At 50.7% G+C, this 19,202-nt stretch carries 15 protein-coding genes; all 15 read right to left on the minus strand.

The window, feature by feature from the left end:
- Window positions 1-40: 40 nt before the first annotated feature.
- Window positions 41-958: a myo-inosose-2 dehydratase gene (gene iolE / locus PCH05_RS13405; RefSeq protein ID WP_127602963.1), complete on the minus strand. Its 918-nt coding sequence runs from the start codon at window positions 956-958 to the stop codon at window positions 41-43.
- A 23-nt stretch (window positions 959-981) separates the two neighbouring features.
- Entirely contained in the window at window positions 982-2,856 is a 1,875-nt protein-coding gene (gene iolD / locus PCH05_RS13410) for a 3D-(3,5/4)-trihydroxycyclohexane-1,2-dione acylhydrolase (decyclizing) (protein ID WP_127602908.1), read from the minus strand.
- A 32-nt stretch (window positions 2,857-2,888) separates the two neighbouring features.
- Window positions 2,889-3,686, minus strand: a complete 798-nt coding sequence (locus tag PCH05_RS13415; RefSeq protein WP_127602909.1) for an inositol monophosphatase family protein — start codon at window positions 3,684-3,686, stop codon at window positions 2,889-2,891.
- 28 nt (window positions 3,687-3,714) lie between these two features.
- Window positions 3,715-4,524: a Cof-type HAD-IIB family hydrolase gene (locus PCH05_RS13420; protein ID WP_127602910.1), complete on the minus strand. Its 810-nt coding sequence runs from the start codon at window positions 4,522-4,524 to the stop codon at window positions 3,715-3,717.
- A gap of 34 nt (window positions 4,525-4,558) precedes the next feature.
- Window positions 4,559-5,338: an MgtC/SapB family protein gene (locus PCH05_RS13425; RefSeq protein ID WP_127602911.1), complete on the minus strand. Its 780-nt coding sequence runs from the start codon at window positions 5,336-5,338 to the stop codon at window positions 4,559-4,561.
- Window positions 5,339-5,373: 35 nt separating this feature from the next.
- Window positions 5,374-6,261, minus strand: a complete 888-nt coding sequence (locus PCH05_RS13430; RefSeq protein ID WP_127602912.1) for a sugar phosphate isomerase/epimerase family protein — start codon at window positions 6,259-6,261, stop codon at window positions 5,374-5,376.
- A gap of 14 nt (window positions 6,262-6,275) precedes the next feature.
- A complete protein-coding gene (locus tag PCH05_RS13435) occupies window positions 6,276-7,280 on the minus strand; it encodes a LacI family DNA-binding transcriptional regulator (protein ID WP_127602913.1) in 1,005 nt (334 codons plus the stop codon).
- Window positions 7,281-7,383: 103 nt separating this feature from the next.
- The gene (locus PCH05_RS13440; RefSeq protein WP_127602914.1) at window positions 7,384-8,802 is read right to left on the minus strand and encodes a phytase; all 1,419 of its coding nucleotides are present in this window, start codon (window positions 8,800-8,802) and stop codon (window positions 7,384-7,386) included.
- A 22-nt stretch (window positions 8,803-8,824) separates the two neighbouring features.
- On the minus strand, window positions 8,825-9,991 hold the full coding sequence (locus PCH05_RS13445) for an ABC transporter ATP-binding protein (RefSeq protein WP_127602915.1): 1,167 nt from the start codon (window positions 9,989-9,991) through the stop codon (window positions 8,825-8,827).
- Between the two features lies 1 nt (window position 9,992).
- Entirely contained in the window at window positions 9,993-11,858 is a 1,866-nt protein-coding gene (locus PCH05_RS13450) for an ABC transporter permease (RefSeq protein ID WP_127602916.1), read from the minus strand.
- A gap of 54 nt (window positions 11,859-11,912) precedes the next feature.
- Window positions 11,913-13,076 (minus strand): ABC transporter substrate-binding protein, encoded by a 1,164-nt coding sequence (locus PCH05_RS13455; protein ID WP_127602917.1) that lies wholly within the window; start codon window positions 13,074-13,076, stop codon window positions 11,913-11,915.
- 39 nt (window positions 13,077-13,115) lie between these two features.
- On the minus strand, window positions 13,116-13,982 hold the full coding sequence (locus PCH05_RS13460; protein ID WP_164766644.1) for a protein-tyrosine phosphatase family protein: 867 nt from the start codon (window positions 13,980-13,982) through the stop codon (window positions 13,116-13,118).
- A 334-nt stretch (window positions 13,983-14,316) separates the two neighbouring features.
- Complete coding sequence (locus PCH05_RS13465; protein WP_127602919.1) at window positions 14,317-15,417, minus strand: carboxypeptidase regulatory-like domain-containing protein; 1,101 nt, start codon at window positions 15,415-15,417, stop codon at window positions 14,317-14,319.
- Window positions 15,418-15,511: 94 nt separating this feature from the next.
- Window positions 15,512-16,612, minus strand: coding sequence for a carboxypeptidase regulatory-like domain-containing protein (locus PCH05_RS13470; RefSeq protein ID WP_127602920.1), 1,101 nt, complete (start codon window positions 16,610-16,612; stop codon window positions 15,512-15,514).
- Window positions 16,613-16,706: 94 nt separating this feature from the next.
- The gene (locus PCH05_RS13475) at window positions 16,707-18,506 is read right to left on the minus strand and encodes a pyrroloquinoline quinone-dependent dehydrogenase (protein WP_127602921.1); all 1,800 of its coding nucleotides are present in this window, start codon (window positions 18,504-18,506) and stop codon (window positions 16,707-16,709) included.
- Window positions 18,507-19,202: the final 696 nt, after the last annotated feature.

The following is a 19,202-nucleotide window of genomic DNA, read 5'->3' on the forward strand; positions in this document are numbered from 1 at the left end:
AGCTTCACAACCTTCTTTCCAGCGAAATTACGAATCGCCTTCATGTATGAGTCTGATAGATCCTGTCGATCACGTTCCCTATATATTCCAGAGATTTGGCAGCATATTCGCGAGCCGGATGAACCGCAGGATCCTGTTCTCCTTCAAGCATGGCCCAGCCGGAGTAATTCATGTCCAGCAATTCCCTGAATATCGGATCGAAATCGATGCAACCGTCTCCAGGAACTGTAAAAACGCCTTTACGGATGCAGGTAACGAAATCAGAGCCTTCCTTACGAGCTTCCTCCAGAACCGCCTCGCGGATATCCTTCAAATGGACGTAAGCAATCCGGTTCCGGTGTTTTCTAAGCATAGCCAGCGGGTCTCCTCCGCCGTAATAGGCATGACCGGTATCGAACAGCAGGTAGACCAGCGACGGGTCTGTCATCTCCATCAGACGGTCAACCTCTTCTGGCGATTCGATGACCGTTCCGCCATGATGATGGTATGTCAGCTTAAGACCATGCTGGAGAGCTATTGCCCCTGCTTGATTCAGTCCATCCGCAAGCTGCTCCCATCCCCGTTCATCCAGCCGCTGGACTTCCTTTTCGACGGGCGTTCTTCTCGGATCAAAATGAAGCGATCCTCCGATTTCGCAGGTGCTGATGACGGTGCTCCCCAAATCACGGAGAAATTCCGCGTGTTTACGGTAATGTTCCAGTTCCGAGTCACGCCAGGCGGAATCCGTGAACAAGACGGACTTCCACTGGGATACAAGCCGGATTCCCCGATTGGACAGTTCTGTTTTTAACAGGCTCGGTTCCTTCGGAAACTTGCGTCCCATTTCGGTGCCTGTCAGCCCTAACGCTTGGATGTCATCCACGATCTGCTCGAAGGTGGTATGATCTCCATGCTCCCGCACATCCTCGCCGACCCAGTTAATAGGATGAATTCCCAGGCGGAAAGGCAGTGTCCTCAGATTCCCCATTTGTCTGTCCTCCTCTACCAATCTCTCGACTTCAGCGCATCCGTCTTCTGTTTCATTTTTGCATGGGCAGCCGTCACTTTTTCGCTGGGTGACACCTCCGGAACGCCTACATTCCACCAGGACTCGTAGCCTTGGGAATTCGTGCCCGGCAGTACCGGGATTTCGATCAGGGTCGAAACCCGTTCCTGCTTGGCAAGCAGCAGCGCTTCTTGCAAAGCCTCTGCCGAGGCTGCTTTATAGGCGGCAGCTCCCAAACTCAAGGCCTGAGCGGTAAAATCAATTGGCATGTAATCTCCCGATAATGCACCATTCTCGGACCGGTAGCGGAATTCATTGCCGAAGCCGTCGCTTCCATGCTCCCTCTGCAAATTATGAATGCATTGGTAGCCGTGGTTGTTAAAGAGCAAAACCGTTATTTTACGCCCCTCCTGCAGGCTGGTAACAAGCTCGGAATGCAGCATCAGGTAGCTGCCGTCGCCTACAATGGCGTATACGTCCCGCTCCGGCTCCGCCAAGGCAGCTCCAAAGGCACCGCTAACCTCATAACCCATACAGGAAAAGCCGTATTCCATGTGATAGGTTTTCGGCTGGGCGGACCTCCATAACCGGTGCAGGTCGCCGGGAAGGCTGCCTGCGGCGCAGACGATGACTGCAGACGGATCAATGGTTTGGTTGATGATGCCAAGCGCCTCCGTCTGCACGAATCCGCCTTCATGCTTCAAAGCATACAGGCGGTCCACCTCGGCATCCCATTTCTGCTTAAGGGCCGCGATGTCCTGAAGTGGATACCCGGCAGCATATCCTGCCTGTGTGAGCGCTTTCGCCAGCGCCTGCAAACCTTCGCGCGCATCGCAGATTAAGGCATAGCCGTTGAGTTTGACGGCATCCATAGCGTTGATGTTCACATTAAGGAATTCGACCCCTTCGGATGAGAAGGCCGATTTGGAGGCTGTCGTGAAGTCGGAGTAGCGGGTGCCAATGCCGATGACCAGATCCGCATCCTTGGCGAGCAAGTTCGCCGCAAGCGATCCGGTCACGCCGATCCCGCCGACATTGAGGGGATGATCCCAAGGCAAGGAACCTTTGCCTGCCTGCGTTTCGGCAACCGGAATGCCAAAGGCTTCGGCAAAGGCAGCAAGCTCCGATTCCACGCCTCCGTACAAAACGCCTCCTCCGGCCACGATCAGCGGCTTCTTCTTGCCCCTGATCAGCTCCACAGCCCTGCCGAGTGCCTCTGCCGCAGGGGGTCTGCGGTCCAGGTAATGGACTCTCTTCTCGAAGAAAGAGAGCGGGTAATCATAGGCTTCAGTCTGAACGTCCTGCGGAAGTGCCAGGGTTACTGCTCCGGTCTCTGCCGGATCGGTGAGTACTCGCATCGCATGAGCTGCCGCTTTCATCAGCTGCTCCGGACGGACGATCCGGTCCCAATATTTGCTTACAGCTTTCAGCGGCTCGTTCGCGGAGATGGTATAATCGCTGCCTATTTCAAGCTGCTGCAGCACGGGGTCGGGCTGCCTTGAAGCAAAATTGTCTCCTGGCAGCAGCAAAACCGGAATCCGGTTCACCGTTGCCGTGGCGGCAGCAGTCACCATGTTCAGTGCACCGGGGCCGATCGACGTCGTACAGGCGAATATTTCCCGCCGGTTTGTCTGCTTGGCGAATGCAGCAGCTGCATGGACCATCCCTTGTTCGTTTTTGCCTTGGATAAAGGTCAGGTCCAAACCGCCCCGCTCCAAAGCCTCGCCGATTCCCGTTACGTTTCCGTGACCGAATATTCCCATGATGCCCTTGAAGAATTTAGTCTCTTGACCATCCATCTGTACATACTGCCGATCTAAATAACGGAGCAAGGCTTGAGCCATGGTTAGCCGAATCGTCTTGGTCTCCATTTGCCCCATCCCTCCCTTATCGCTTCATTCTATCATTTGAAACAATCCAACAGCGGCGCATGGATGCGGGCGTTTGAGGCTGCAATATCCGTAACCTCCAGGCTGTACGGATTTCCGGCCGTATCGCTTACCTGTCCTCCCGCCTCCTTGACAATAAGTGCGCCAGCGGCCACGTCCCATGCCTTGAGTCCGTTTTCCCAAAAACCATCCAGCCTTGATGCTCCGACATAAGCCAGATGGCGTGCAGCCGATCCGAGCGAGCGAATGGTCCTGCACTCGTGAATCAGCTTTCCGAGTCCGCCATAAACGGCAAGGCGGGCTTCCATGCTTGACGGGAATCCCGTGGCAATGACACTCGTATTCAAACCTTCCTTATCGGATACGCGTATTCGATTGCCGTTTAGAAATGCACCTTGATCCTTTACGGCCCAGAACATTTCATCCGCGCACGGGTCATACACAACCCCTACTAGCATTTCACCCTCGCATGCAAGGGCAATGGAGACTGTAAAGCCGGGAATGCCCTGGACGAAGTTGCTTGTTCCGTCTATGGGGTCCACGATCCATACGTAGGGCTTCGATTGGGCATCCGCAACGATCTCTTCAAGTGAACTTCCATTTAAATACGTTTCTTCTTCTCCCAGAAAGCGGTGGTCGGGATAATGATCCGCGATTCCTTTCCGGATCAGCAGCTCCGATTCCTTATCCACTTCCGTCACCACATCGAAGCTGGATGACTTTTCTTCGGTAAGGATCCCCTCTCCCATCTTGGAAAGGATCAGTTCGCCTGCCGAACGCGCGAGCGATTGAGCCAGACTGAGATATTCCATTCTCTAACATCACTCCCAGCATTTTTATTCAAGCAAGAAGCTCTTTATTATTCATAATTCCGTTGATGATGTCGGCGATCGCATGATTTTCGTGATGAACCGTCAAGCTGGTTGCATGCGTTTTCAACGTTGGATGGGCATTCTCTACAGCAAAGCTGTGATCCGCCTGGCGGATGATCGCCAAATCGTTCAAATTGTCTCCCACGGCAATCGTGAACAGCTCCTTATTCGGCAGCAGCTTCAGCAGCTCGATCAGCGAGGTCCCCTTGGATACGCCATAAGGAAGAATTTCCAAATAGTTATGTTCCGAATAAACGATTTCAGCCGGAAACCCGATCTCCTCTGCTTTCTTCTCGATCGAGATAAGATCGGATGAATTCCGGGCAATCAAAAGCAGCTTCGTTACCGCTTGATCTTGCGTGCCTTCCGGCAAGTCGCTGCATACAACCCCGTCCTTGCGTTCATGGTATTCCAATAAGGCGTTGCGCCAAGGAGCGTAAACCTCCCCGTCCCGGTAGACGAGCATTGCCCAATCCTCCGATGCTTTGGATAGCGCGAAAGCCCAAAATCCATCCGGAATGACCATGTTTTTTTCGAACAACACCTTTTGCGTCACAGGGCAGTATATTTTCGCTCCGTTATACAGGATCAGCGGCGTGGTCAAATTCAGCTGCATGATATAGGATGTGACCGCCTGCTCCGTGCGTCCGGTGGCAATGGTAAACAATCCGCCCTGCTCTTCAAACTTCCGAATGGCTTGGATGTTTTCCTCGCTGATTTGCTGCGAGGATGTCAACAAAGTCCCGTCAAGATCACTGACCAGCAATATATTTTTCAATAGCTACAACCACCTGTCATTGCGTCTTCTTTCTTTATGGCATGGAAACCGTCTCGTTCTTACTTTCGCTGATGTCCAGCTTAGCGGAAACATCCCGTTTGATCGTCGCTTCAACGGACTTGGCGATGTTGAGCGAAATGATTTCCTCCATTGCCCGTAAGCACTGATCCGTCTGAACCGCCGTGACACTTAATAAAAGGGCTACATCGGACTGCTCTGATTTTCCATTCCCGGAAGAGTCTCCATGAAGCATTTTGACATTCGTCACCGCCACATCGTACTCCTTAAGCTTCGATATAATCAGATCGAGTTTGCCCGGCTCGTCGCTCACGACCATCTGGATCTCATGAAAGCGGCGTTTCTTGATCCAGATCTTTTCCCACTTGTTAAACAGGAACAAATTCACCAAGACGATGACTGTACAGGTAATCGCCCCTATAAAAAAACCCGCTCCCACGCATAATCCAATCGCCGCCACCACCCAGATGCTGGCAGCCGTCGTCAATCCCTTGATCATATTGCCGTTGCGCAGAATGGCCCCCGCTCCCAGAAACCCGATTCCACTGATAACCTGGGCGGATAACCGGGCGGGATCGACCCTGACATTCGTCTCGTCAACGAATTCCGAAAATCCGTATATGGATAACAACATAATGCTTGCCGAACCCAAGCAAACCTGGATATGAGTCCGGAAACCTGCTGCATGATTGCTCCATTCTCTCTCGAATCCAATGATGCCGCCTAGTACGGCGGCCAGTACCATGCGAACGACCAGCTCCCATGGAGTGATGTGCCAAATATCCGTTGCCGGCATCGTGCTTCGCTCTCCTCCTCCAGTACGTTCCCTGGCTATCCATTCAATACAGCCTTCTTCAATCTCTGGATCGATGCCGAGGCATGATCCAAGATAGGCCTGTCGCTTCCGAATTTGTACATGGTCAGCTCAAGGTTATATATGCCCTGATAACCGGCATTCTGCAATGCTTGCACGTAATGCGCGAGAGGCAGGCTCGATGGATCAGTCAGAGGCTGATGCGTTCCTCTGCTTCCAATGCCATGAATATGGGTGTGAACGACCCGCCGAATAAATTCGGGTTCAGGCAAATCCAGGATCGGCACCTGAAGCTTCCGGCCTTCCTGGCTGTGCAGCAGGTCAGAGTAGAAGTGTCCCATATCCCAGGTGATACCCAGAAGCGGACTTCCGACTTGCTTCACCATGTCCAGAACACCCGCCGTCGTGTCACCCGGATCTACTTTGCCTGTTTTCTTGCGGTTGTTCTCCAAGGCGAACCGAAGGGGAAGCTGTTCGCGTTCAACGATGGAAGTCCATTCACGGAACAATTCCACGGTGCGCCCAAACAGCTGCTCCTCGCTTCCGGATGCCGCATCATAAGCATGGATGGCCATCATGACCTCATCCTGATGATTTCCCAAGTGACGCAATATATATTTCATCGATGGGTACACATCTTCGAAGCGGTTCCCGACCATGTTCCCTTCCACGTGCCCATGTACCGTAATTTTCAGCCCCGCGTCCCAGATCCGTTGAATGACTTCCGCATAGGCTACCGGATTCGCATGCCTCGGAAGAATGCGGACTTCAATAGAGCATACGCCTTGCTCTTTCAACCAATGCAGGAATTCGTCCACACTGTCGCAGCTCCCGATCAGATCATGGGGAGTACGCCGGGTCAAAATCCCCTGGAAAACCGGGTCTTGTATCGAATAGCCCAGCATCTTCGTTCCGCTCCTTACGTGATGGATTGGCAGGTGTTGCGAATGATCAGCTCCGTATCAAACAGGATGGATGAGCCTTTCGATCCTTTGGTTTGGATCATTGTCATCAGCAGTTCCGCTGCCCTTCTTCCCATCTCCTTGCGGGGCTGGGCAACGGTCGTTAACTTGATCCAATGCAAATTGCTGACCTCCAAGTTATCGAAACCGACGATGCTCATTTGCCCAGGAACAGAAACTTTTTGCTCGGCCAGCCATTCGAGGGCTCCGATTGCGAGAATATCGTTCGCTGCAAAAACGGCCGTCATTTGGGGATAAGCCGACGCAAGCTGTGCCATGGCTTGAAATCCGCCTTCATAAGATCTCGCTCCGAAGACGATGCCTTCCGGATGAATGTCAATGCCATGCTTGTTCATGGTATCGCGGTATGCCCGGTACCGTTCCTGACCGGTGTAAGAGTATTCCGGCATGCCGATAAAACCGATATGCTCATGATGAAGCGAGAGCAAATACTCGACGGCTTTGCAGGAGCCCTGGTAATGGTCTACGTCAACGAATGGCATTTCCAGCTCAGCCGGTGGCCTTCTGCGAAGGAACACGACGGGAATATCCAAATTTTTAAGCAGCTGAATCATCTCCGAGTCCATAAAATCCGACGTGATGATCAGCCCATCCATTTTTCGCTGCGCCGCACTCAGCAGGAAGCTCTCCTCCTTTTCACGGCTTCGTGAAGTATTTCCGTACACAACCTGGTAACCGTCATCCGATAATACCTCTTCGATTCCTTGAGCCATCGCCGACAGAAACGGGTCCGTGATATCCGGCATCATGAGTCCAATGGTGTAAGATCTGCGCTGAATCAAGCTTCTTGCGACGGCATTTGGCGTATAATTCAGCTCTTTCATGGCTTCCAGCACTTCCTGTTTCGTTTCCGGCCGGATGTCGGGATGATTATTCATCGCTCTGGATACGGTTGATACGGAAACTCCGAGTTTTTTTGCTACGTCTTTTATCGTTGTCATATGGTCTCCTCCATGGGGGCAAATTCTTGGTAACGATTCCGGTAACGTTACCAGTTTAATCCAGACCTATTTCATTTTCAATCCCTTTTCGGAAGGCTTCTGGTTATCTTTTCTTCATCTTTCGAGGATCCACGCCCTTCATCTCCAGCTTATCGTCCGAACCCTTTGCGATTTTCTCCCAGGCCACGACCTTGTAATTTTGGTTGGCCACGCTTCCGTCCGGTTCGGTATTGGTGTCATCCTGCGTAATAAAGAATCCGTTCGGATAGCGGTTCCCCAAGCCGTATGAGATGACGTCGATGCCGTCTGTCTCCGATGTGCCGTCTATCGCGCTGCCGTCTCCAACCATAAACGTGGTGATGTATTCTCCGTCTTCCCGGTCATAAAGCGCATAGCGATTGCTGCCTTGGCTCGAAGCAATCAGATAGCCTTTTCCGTCCTCCGCATAATAGATGGCCAGCCCTTCCACATCGGCTGTGAGCCTGATCCCGTCTACCGTATCGATCCGTGCTTCCGGAAGAAGTCCGCCATCCGGCTCGGCGTTGAATTTCCAGATCGCCACATTCTCTTCGGCCACGTAGAACTTGCCATATTCGTCATCCGCCACGATGCCTTCCGTGACGCTGCCCAGCTTGAGTTCGCGAACCAACTTGCCGTCTACCTTGCCGCTGCCGTTATCGAACAGCTCCCACTGTTCAAATTCTCCGTCCTTCCCAGTGATTAAACCGTACATCTTACCGCTTCGCTGGCTTTGATATAAGCTGAAGCCGTACACTTCCTCCATATGGGAAGCAAGGTTGTTGCCTGTCACTTCGGTCAACACGCCTGTGGAAGGATGAATGGCGAATATGTTGATTTGGTTCGTAGTGCGGTTGGTGGATGCCGCGATATCCACTTTTTGTCCGTTTAATTTGAAATTATATCGGACATCCACGTTGTTCATTTTACCGACTCCGTAAGATCCGACGCGTTGGCCATCCAGATTGTAGGCCTCGATTCCCCCGGGATTTGCCTTTTTGTTCGCACCGATAATCAGGCTTTTCTCCGGATGATTCGGATGAACCCATACCGAAGGGTCGTCGGCAGCATCCCCGGACTGCTCCGCGGGTTCCGTTTCCATATCGGCCTTCACTTTAAACATTTTTGCCTTGGATTGTCTCGTAATATCGAGGACATTGCCGCTTGCGTTCTCCAAATTCACGTTCTTAATAAAAACATCGTCTTCAGAAATAAGGGCTGTCGTCCCCTCCAGGATGACCGCAGCCGCGAAGCTGCCCGTTTTATTTCCGATTTCATATTGCGTGCTGCCTACCGTCACTTTCCCGACAAGGCCGTTTCTCAGCTTAAACAAAACGGAATGGCTGTTCACGTCCCACACGGAAGCTGCACCGATCGGATTCAAAACCTCCGCCTGCAGCGGAACGTACTCAATCTCCTCTTCTTCAGCCGAAACTGCGGCAGACATAGACAGCACCAGAGCGCTGCTCAACAGAAATGTAATACCTTGTTTATATGTTTTCATTTTCATCATCCTCTCCGAATATTTATTTGCCGCTTACGCCCACAGCCAGGCCGGCTACGTCATTCACCCCCGCAAGGGCACCGCTGTACTCGCTTGCCAGCGGAATCAATCGTTTACTTTCACGATCGTAAACATTTACCTTTTCTTTCGGAAATGTGATCCAAACGTCGCTTCCGATCGGGTATTCCTTTTCCCCCATATACTTCGCAAGCAGCATCGTTTGATCGTTGACCATAAGCTGGATCAATGTTTCCGAACCTGCCGGCAAAATCGAAGATACGATACAACGGATGCCTGACTCGTTCCGATCCTCATGGATGGTAATGTCTTCCGGATAAATCGTCAGCACGATTTCTCCGCTGTGCTTTTGGCCGCTTGGAATGTCCACGGTGCCAAGGCCCGATTCCGTTACCAGGCAGCCGTCCTGATAGCTGCAGATCGCATCGACGAAATTAATCGTCGGATTCCCGATAAAATCGGCCACCCTTAGATCGGCGGGATGACGGTAAATTCCCCGCGGGGTATCCAGCTGCACCAAATCTCCTTCGAAGAAAACCGCGATTTTCGTCGACATCGTCAGCGCCTCGACCTGATCATGGGTAACATAAATAATCGTCGTATTCAATTCGCGATGCAGTCTTTTCAGCTCCGCCCGCATCTCGAGCCTGAGCTTGGCATCCAGATTGGATAACGGCTCATCCAACAAAAGGATTTTCGGCTCCGTGACGATCGCCCGGGCAATGGCGACCCGCTGCTGCTGGCCTCCGGATAATTCCGAGGGGTAACGGTCCTTATATTGGATAATCCTCATTTTTTCCAGCGCCGTCTCCACCCGTTTTCGGATATCCTGTTTCGTGACCTTTTTAATCGTCAGACCGAAGGCGACATTTTCAAACACCGTCATGTGGGGCCAAAGGGCATAGCTTTGGAAAACAAGGTTTAATCCGCGCTTCGAGGCAGGCGCATAATACCGGTTTCTTCCATTAACGACTTCCTTGCCGCCGATGGTTATGATCCCTTCTTCCGGGTTTTCGAGTCCTGTAATCACCCGGAGCATGGTCGTTTTGCCACAGCCGGACGGCCCGAGAAGCGTCATGAAGTCGCCTTCCTCGATCACGAAATCGATGTCTTTTAAAATATGGTTGTGATCGAAATACTTATTGATTTTTTTAAGTTCGATTCTGCTCATGTTAGCCTCCTATCCCTTTCGTAAGGTCTGCTTTTCCCCATTTGGTAGCGATGAAATACGTCGCGATAATAATGGCGATGATGATCACGGTGATTGCGTTGGAGAATTGCTGGTATCCGCTTTCGGCATATTGAAAGGTTAATGTGGTCAGAGTGCCCGTTTTCGGGGTCACCAGAAGAATGATCAAGTCCAGCTCTTTCATTGCACTGATGAAGCCAAGCAGAAAGGCGCTGATCACTCCTTTCCGGGTAAGCGGAAGCATAATGCGGATAAATCTGCGGAAGAACGATGCCCCCTGGATTTTGGCTGCCTCCTCCAGCTCTCCGCTGATCTGCATCACACTGCTTGTTCCTGACCTTGTCGCGAAAGGCAGGTCTTTGACGACCGTAATCAGAATGATGATGGTGATGGTCCCGTACAACGCAGGAATGAGAAATCCCGGTTTGGCGAAAATGGACAGGTAAATCGCCGCGAAGGCAATCCCCGGAATCAGGTAAGGAATAAAGGTTAACTGTTCGATGAGTTTGCCTGTAAATGTGCGTCTTCCCTTGGCGATGATATAACCGAAGGTCACCCCGAGAATCGCAGACAGTCCGGCGCCGCCAAACGCGATGAACAGCGAGTTTTTCAGTGCCATACGAATGTTGTTGCTCATCAGCACGCCGACTTCACCCGATGCAATGTTCGGATCGGACGCTCCCGTCCAGAAATGCGTCGTGAAGTTGCTTAGGCTGTATACGCCCTCCTTCAGCATGAAGGATTGCAGGAAGAGCATGAGCAGCGGAAACACACCGGCAGCGAACATAAACAGCATCACGACTGTAAAGACCGGCATTTTCCAACGGCCGAGTGGCGTAAGTGTTTTGCGGGCGTCCTTTCCTCCGACAGTTGTGTATCCCTTTCTTTTGCCTATGGCTTTCTGGTTGATATAGATCGTTATCGCCGCGATAAGAATCAGCACGAGACTGAGAATGTAGCCTTGGGAGGCCATACGGCTGCGTATGCTGCTGTATAGCATCGTCGCTATGGTGTAGTACTTGATCGGCAATCCGAGAAAGGCTGCCGGACCGAAGGTACCCATCGACTTGGAGAAGGTCAAGATGAATGCGGAGAGGATGGCTGGCAGGACCAAAGGGAACGTTATTTTTCTGAGAATCGTTCCGCGGCGAGCGCCGAGAATATCGGCCGTTTCTTCCAAGCCGCTGTTGATCGAGCTGAGAGCCACGGCCAGCAGCAGGTAGAAGAACGTGAAGTAATGTCCGACGAGCACGACGACGATCGGGATTAACCCATACGACATCCAGTCGGGCGGGCTAACGCCGAAGACGGATTGAATGAGGCCCGGGCTTCCGCCGATCCGGTCGTTCTTGAAAATGACAAGCCATGCCATCGATTTCATCCAGGATGGAAGCATGTAAGGAATGATGGCCATGAAGGCGATCGACTTTTTGAAAGGAATATCCGAGCGCGTCACGAGCCAGGCCAAGGCTCCACCGAGAATCGCCGACAATAAGGAAACCCATATGGCAATGTTGAGCGAATTCAATATCGGTTGATAAAACACGTTTTTGCTGATGGCGCTTGTCGTCATATGGATCCAGTGCTCAAACGTCAGCTTGCCCGGCTCTGCTTCGGAGTAGGCTCGAAGATCGTCATGGCTCCAGGTGACCGTGCTCGATACCATTTCGTAGAGCGGAATCAAAATCGTGTAGATCAGAAATACAATCGCTGCGATGCTGATCAGATGCAGCGGGTTGCTGAAAAAGGATTTCAACTTATTTTTGAGCCTTGTCTTGTTGAATTTGGAATCCGTCTTTTGGGGCTTGATCTGGATGTATTCTGCCTTTGAATATTCTGCCTTGCGCATCGGTACACACTCCTTCTTTGAAACTCACAACCCCGCAGGCAAAAGAATGCGCACTCATTTGATGTTTTTGATCCAAAACTCGCGGAATTTAATAGAGTTGCTGTAATAATAGTTGGCATCATACGCCCAGACATCCAGCTGATCAAGATTGATTGGGTTTTTATGCTCCGTTGCGGTATTGGCTGGCCAGGATCCCAGCACGTTGAACGGTCTGAGTCCCTCCCCCGCACCATCCACTTCGCCCATCATCCATCGGATCATCAGTTTGGCAGCCGCGGAATGCTTCGCTTGATCGGCTACATACAAGTAAGTAGGCCCGAGCACCGAAATTTTTGGTTTCATATTGAAATTGGCGCCGATTGTCAGTTCCTTTTGTTCGATGTTCCGCAGTTTCGATGAAGCTCCAATCCCTACCGGCGGCTTGGCTTGGCTGTCGTTTCCGACATTTTCAACGACGTCATCGCTGGATTTCACCAAAACCGGATCGTTCTTGAGCAGGCGGGCAATGAATTCATACCCTGCATTTTCCTCCGTAAGCTCTATTTCCTTTCCGTATAGTTCCTTATACGCCGCAGCCATATCATCCGAATGCTGAATCATCGACAGGAGCAGCTCCATCATATCGGAGGAATCCAGCGGATCGTTGATCAGAACCCTGGTTTTCCATTCCGGTTCGGTCAGCTGCCACCAGTTCGTCACAGGCGATTCCTTGTAAACTTTCGTGTTGTAATACAAGGTCCGGATCGATGCGTAGGACACGATTCCGGGTAATTCTTGAAACGGCTTAGCCAATTTGTCCATGATATCCTTCGGTTTATACGCATGCAGGATTCCCCTGCTGACCAAATCGGAAGATACCACCCCTAAAGCATCTTTGACGAATACGACATCCGCGTTATATATGCCTGACTCCTGTTCGCGCACGAGCTTTTCGACAATTTCATTCGTGCTCATATCGAAAGCCTCCACGGTAATTCCCGGGTACTTGGCCTCGAAGGAAGCTTTCACGTCTTTAATCCGACTGGACTGGGAGTATACGACAACCATTCCCTCTTCTTTGGCTTTGGCATACAGCTCATCCACGGTTTCGGTTTTATCCAGTCCCTGTTCAGCCGCCCATTCCGCAGATGCGGTATCCCCCTGCTTGCCACCGCCTGAGCTGCATCCTCCGATAACCATAGCCGCACATAAAGAGAGCAGCAACAACATTTTCCCCATCCCTTATAACCTCCCTTATTAAGTACTGATCAACAAGCCTTAGCTTATATCTCTCTGTGAATGCAGCCATTCCGACCATCCGGTGTCATAGTCCCCATGCCGGCTGGCACAATACTCATAGAACTTCCGGATAAAATCCAATCGGTCGATCGCTGCTTTGTACAACTCCTCGCCGTCGTTTGGGCTCATTCGGTACATGTCCCTGCCGCCGATATTTTGCTGCCTCCGTAATATATCCTGAAGGCTCACATGATCCGCGTTGCGCATCATGTCGTACATCAAAATAAACGATGTCGCCCTTCCTACCCCTCCTCTGCAATGAAAATGAAGCCAAGTACCACCAGGAAGCGCTTTCACGAATTGAATGAATTGATCCACCACTTCATCAGGCGGTCTATGGTGATCAGTCACGCAAAAACGATAGTAGCCCAGGCCTTCCGATTCCGCTAATTCGGCTTCGCTCTGCACGGTTCTCGGACCCTCGATCTCCTCCTCACAAAGGAGGGATTTGCCTTCGAGATAATCAAATATTACCTTCTCCTCCTGCCTCATCCCTTCCAAATTTTGTTTTTCGAGCGAGAGAACTTCCTCTCTGGTTAAGCCTCTATTCGCGGTATTGTCTTCACCATACCAGCTCATGGCCTTGCCGTTCACGAACCCGTGACATTCCTGCCTCAGATCAACGATGGTGATCGGATGCTCTGGAATCACGCGTTTCATGTATTCCAATCCGCCGCGTGAGAATTGTCCGCTGGCGGATGCCCTGAGCTCGGCGAGTCCCGTCGTATCGCCTTCATGATCGGCCGGATGGATACACATACGAAACCGTTTGGGCGCTTGATCGATATCATCCGCTTCGATTAATCGATAGATCCGGCGATTTCTCATCTCAATAGAGTCATTCAAATGATTATCCTCCAAAACTTCAATGTAATTTTTAAGGTATCCGGAATTTGAGACATATGACAGGAGCCAAAGATGGTGTGTGAAATACGAGTTGTGTAGGGGAATAAAGCGGGCGTCCATAAGAACGCTTTCAAAAAATCATTATAATACGTTATAACGTTGCTCTTCTGCCGGAACTGTGATGATCGTATTGCTCATTCCATCCCTCCTCAGAAAAGTCACTTGCCTCTGGTAACGTTATCGGTAACGTTACCAGAAAACTATAGCGTTATTATAAAACTACAACTTTCAGGTGTCAATAGGGTTTCTTGACGATTTCAGCAAAAAAAGCTCTTCATGATGAAGAGCTTTTCAGCTGAGCTTGAATATGATCTGGTTCATAAATCCGGGCTGGAGGTATCCGCTCGGATGGAATGACGTCGCCCGCTTGTAAAGGAGACGCCTGAAACAGACGAATTTTCGTCTCATATAAATGCGGGTGCTCCTCCCATACTTTCTTTGGCATCGTCAATAGGAAAGCACCGTCCTTGGTCGGAACCGTCGACGTGTACGTTACCGACTGGCCGGAAGAAACGCCGATCATAATGCCTTGATAGACCGCGCCGGGAAGCAGCCTCGTTCGCAGCATGCTGGAAGCCAGCTCCAGACCGTGCTTCGGCAGAGTGATGTCTGCCTCCAAGCTCGTTTGAGAGGGAATCGTCAGTAAGATATTTTGCTGCAGGGCGTAAGTCATTTGATTTATTTGGACGCGCAGACTTACCGCTTCAACATTTTTGGGGATGGCTTCGAACAAATAGCCGCCATTTGCCCCCGACGGCTCCGAGGAAGTCAAAGGCTCCATCCCCTCCTCTTCCCACAGTTCGATGACTGCTCCCTTAACCGGTTGACCGCCTCCGTCTTTGATGATCCCGTACCAACCGTAACGGTCAAACATCGGTGCAGGAAAAAACGTTTTTGTTTCCAGCTGCGCCTGCGCATGAACTTCGACTTGATCCGGGTGACCAGGCGATGCGACGACGCTTTTTATGGTAATCGGATATGCAATCTGCAGCTCAGCTTCGGCCATTTTCATCGCGTCCTTCATGGGTTGATCCAGGTCCTTGCCCTGGACTGTCGCCTTATCCAACGATTGAATATGCACCGGAATCTTGAGCGGCTGACTTTGGTCGATGACGGCATCGAACCTTCCGCTGAGGTCAGTCTCTACCGTTTTGACGGTTGAGATGGCTACCGACGCCCGTGCTACGGGCTGATTGTCGAGCAGCACTTGACCTTGAAGCTTCGTCATATGGGAATTGTCCATCTGCCAGGCTTTGACCGGGAGCTCAGACTGCAGGAACGTGATCGTTCCATGATGCTCGCCGCTGACTTCGGTGCCGCAGGCTGTAAGTACCAGAAGAAGCATCATCAGCAGGAGCCATCCTGTATTCTTCATATTTCCCTTCCCTTTGCAGATACTGCATTCCGTCATTGAAAAAGACAGGGATGCGATCCCTGTCTTGCTTCATGATTGAACGCGTCTGCTAAAATTAAGCTTTGGGCGTTTCTGCCTTAATATGCGTCGGATCCTTGGCTGCCGGTTTTTGCAGCTGATCCGAAGTCATCGTATCTCCAGGCTTCAATTCCTTCTCGATAAACCGGCTGAAGTTGGTTTCATAAAAAGTCGGCCATTTGTCCCATGCCTCTTTCGGTATCGTCAGCGTAAACTCGCCTTCCTCGTCCGGAATCGTTACCTCATATTTTACGTCATCCCCTACATCCAAGCCTACCATAATCCCGGTGTACAAGGCGCCCGGCGCTTCTTTGCTGACCAATGTCGGTGGCTCGTCCCGAATAACGGTTCCTTCCTTCGGAAGGATGATGTCCGTTTCGATGCTCGTTTCGTCCGGGAAGAAGTATACTTTATCCGGAGGCAGCGTGTATTTCACTCCATTATACCCTACTTCCAGGTTGATCTCTTCATCGTCTTCGGGAATGTAGTACATATTGAATTTACCGTCTTTATCCGCCGGCGTGGATTTGGCAAAGCCTTCACCGCCGTCCCGCGTAATCCATACGACCGCATTCTCGGCAGGCTTGTTATCCGCGCCCATGACGACTCCGTGAATGCTGTATTTGTCTTCGTGAATGACAGGCCATTTCTCGCCCGGCTTCAACTGAGCTTTAACGTGCACGTCAACCTTGCTCGAATCCTTCGCGTTTACCGTCGTATTCTGTATTTGGAGCGGATAATATACATGAAGAGGGATTTCCGTATTCAGCAGTTTTTCCGATTCCTTCTCACCGATCTCCTTGCCGTCTACCTTTGCCTTATCGATCGACGCCACTTTAATGTTGACCGTGGAAATCAGGCTTTGGTCCACCAGCAATTCAAAAGAACCATCCTTGCCCGTTGTTACGGTGTGGTTATTGCTGCCTACCTTCACTTCCGCGCTCTCCACTGGCTTGTCGCCTACCAAGAGCTTGCCTTTTACGGGCACCGTATGTGAATAATCCATGTTCCATTGCTTGACCGGGAAAGACGTCTGATCCAGGGTCAGCTTGGCGTCCGGCGCTTCTTTCCCGCTGCCGCAGCCGGCCAGGGAAACCGCAAGCGCAGCCACGATGGATAGCTGTGAAACTTTACGCATTAAACAAGACTCCTTTCGCATCTGTTGCCGTAGATAACAAAAGGACAGGCTGTCAAAAAGCCCGCAGCCTGTCCAATGTAATATTGACGCTTAATTATTTCTTGGAGTGTGCGCTGCTGTCATCAGCACTGCCTTCATGACCTTGCGTTTTATCTCCGCCAAGTCCAAAGACCATTATTTGCGGTTTGGAACCACCTGTCGTTTGAACAAAGTAATCCTTGCCGTCCACAGTAAAGAAGGAAGGTGCAGCACCGATGTTGTCACCCGTAGTTTGGAATGTCCATACGAGTTTACCAGTTTTGATATCCATCGCGTTCATTTTACCGTCAAGCTCACCATAGAATGCAAGACCGGCGCTATTGCTAGTAAAGCCGCCTCTCATCATATCGGTGGTTTTGTTTTGGTATGCCACTTTACCTGTGTTCATGTCAATTGCGGTAATTGTGCCATAGGACTTGATATTATCTGGAGCTGCTCCCATGGTTGTACCAAAAGCTTTGGCTCCTACATAAGCATCATTGTGCGCTTCCTCCGTTGATTTTGCGGATTTAAGGACATTTGGTGCTTCAATACCAGGGATCAGAACAAAGTTCGATTCTGGATCATAGGTTTCTGGTGCATAGTTTTCGCCGCCTAGTGTACCTGGATATACCAGAACACCTTCAGGCGTTGGTTTTGGATGGTCGATTTTTGCAAAAGGCACACCGTCATAGATGACTTTGCCTGTTGCGGCATCCCATGCCCACCATTGTCCGGATTTACCGCCTTCGACAACAACCTTTTGCTGTTTGCCGTTCACCGTTGCATTCATCAGCATTGGAGAAGCAGCTGCGTCATAGTCCCAAAGATCATGGCTGATTTCTTGCTTAGCCCATTTCAATTTGCCCGATGCTGCATCAACAGCAACCACAGAGTCCGTGTACGGGTTCGCTCCAGGACGGTCCTCACCATAGAAGTCAGGAGCCGGGTTACCTACGGAGAAGTACATGATTCCGGTTTCTTCATCAATGGTTACAGGGCACCATACTGCGCCGCCACCTTGGTATTTGTTGCCTGCCAGCCAGTCTTGGCCTTTCGGCGGAACGGTCCAGAATGGGGAATCCCAAGCAGGAGTCAGGTCGCTTGCTTTGTAAGCCATCACGAAACCGCGTGCGCCGTTATCGCCACCGCTGCTGCCGATGTAGATGTTTCCTTTATAGTAAATAGGAGCTGTTGTTTCATAGTAGCCGTTATCCAGGGTAACTTCCGGAATCGCGTTCGAGATCGGCTCCATCTTGATCAGCTTGCCCGTTTTTTGATCCAGTGCAACGACGTTGTTGTCGACGGTCAGCATGAAAACTTTACCTTCAGCTACCGCCACACCACGGTTTGCAACAATGCCCGCTTTTTTGAAATTAGCCGCTTGAGCATCATCCGGTTTCCAGTGCCACAGTTGCTTGCCACTAAGCGCGTCAAAGGCGAATACCTGGCTGCCGCTGACTGATACATATACCACGCCGTCGGCAACAACCGGATAGCTTTGATTACCGTTCAGCACGGAGCTGTCCAGCTTTTTGAATTCGGCGGACCAGATCACGCCAAGGTCTTTGGCATTGTCTGCCGTAATGCCTTTGAACGGAACATGGCGGGTATTGCCCAGATCATATCCCCACGTTGGGAAGTTCTCAAACTTTTTGCTTGCCGGATCAGCGGAAGCGTCTGCCAGCGTCGACTTCACGCCATAAGCGTCGTCTTTGGTATCCGCGCCCGTGCTTGCATTCGAATCCGTTTTTGCTGTTGAATCGGTTTGCGGCTTCGCATCATCCGCTTTTTTGTCATCCGCTGCATTGCCGCAGGCGGACAGCAGCATCGTGGCGGCGATAATTGCGCTAGCCAATTTCATTTGGTGTTTCACAGAAATACCCCCAGTAAATATTTAATATAAATGCTAATCACTTTCACAGCGTAGTCCGTACTGCTTTCACCCTGAGACGGACTGCATGTCAACTCGATCGTCAGCCCTTAATGTTCTATGTAGAACCGCAACATGAATGAAAGCGTCTTCCTGCTGTTCCGCAATTTCTCCAGATGCATGACTGAGGCATAGCTCCGATGTTGGCCATCTTCATCATACAACCTTTTTTACCTTACAAACGTCTTACATGAAGTTCGCAGAACCATCCTTCAACTCATAGAACACCCTTTGCCTTTCTCAGATGCATCGGCTCATCGTCGTTTTTGCTTGGCGTGTTCCTGATCCTGTTCGGAATGTCTCTGCTCTCCATTACCCCTTCCTGGTCCATTGTAATCTGGGCACTACGTCCCTTTACAAAGTTAAGGAATATGTTAACGATGTTTCAAACGTTAAGTATCATACTCCCCGTTAACAAATTCGTCAATATTGTTACATATTACAATTTTGTCATATGATATTTGTCATTGAAAAAGTGGTGGAGAATACTATTGTTTTTGCAAGAATTAACGCATGAAAATATTAAACTTCAAAAAGCTTAAATGTGTTTGATGTTGACAGCGACATATGAAAGGGGTAAACTCATGTTTTGTAATGGTTAATGATTTAGCCACATACTAAAAGGGGAGGCACATAGAA

Origin of the sequence: Paenibacillus chibensis (assembly GCF_004001045.1) — a bacterium.
Taxonomy (GTDB): domain Bacteria; phylum Bacillota; class Bacilli; order Paenibacillales; family Paenibacillaceae; genus Paenibacillus_AQ; species Paenibacillus_AQ chibensis.